The sequence below is a fragment of the Streptomyces alkaliphilus genome, assembly GCF_014141535.1.
Taxonomy (GTDB): Bacteria; Actinomycetota; Actinomycetes; order Streptomycetales; family Streptomycetaceae; genus Streptomyces; species Streptomyces alkaliphilus.
Map to the genome: position 1 here is coordinate 1 of NZ_VKHT01001551.1, position 745 is coordinate 745.

At 75.8% G+C, this 745-nt stretch carries 1 protein-coding gene; it reads right to left on the reverse strand.

The features are described from left to right. Positions 1-745, reverse strand: a 745-nt coding sequence (gene mobA / locus FNQ90_RS25615) for a molybdenum cofactor guanylyltransferase (protein ID WP_194432895.1), incomplete at both ends; no start/stop codon positions are given.

Here is a 745-nt window from a genome sequence, read left to right on the forward strand (position 1 = left end):
GTCCAGCAGCACGGCGGTGTCCATGCCGGGTTCGTCCTCGGCGAGGCCCAGTTCCGCCCGAACGGCGGCGATCCATTCGTCCATCACCCTGCCATGCTCCCTGATCCGTTCCCGGGCTGCCGCGAGGTCCCCCCGGGTGTCGCAGTCGGGGCAGGGCGGACCGGGCAGCCTGCGTACCGAGAGGGTTTCCAGGAGGGTGCGCAGCGGCCGGTCTCGCAGACTGCCGGGGGGTGTGCCGCGCGGGCCGGGGGAGGCGGCTATCACGGCGAGTGCCTGACGCACGGACTCGGTGCGGTAGGCGCCGACGAGCGGCTGGTCACGCCCTTCCGGATCGGTGAGGATCAGGGCGCGGGGCGCGTCGGGGCTGTCGTCCACGGGAAAGTCGAGCAGCGGGTGCAGCGCCTTCCGGGTGAGGAAGGGCAGGTCGGCGGCGAGCAGCAGCAGGCGGGGGGTGCGCACCTCGCGCAGGCCCGCCTCCAGCGCGGGCAGCGGTCCGCCGCCGGGTGGGTCCTCCCGGGTCCAGCGCACCGGCCGGCGGGTGGGTCGGGGAGGTCCGACGACGACGGTGTCCACCGCGTCGGAACAGGCGGTGAGCACCCGGTCCAGGAGGGTGCGCCCGCCGACGGTGAGGGAGGGTTTGTCGACGCCGCCGAGTCTGCGGGCGGCTCCGCCGGCGAGGATCACGGCGGTGTACGGCTGGGGCCGCCCCCCGGCGGGGGGCGGGGTGTACCGCGCGGTCGGGAGG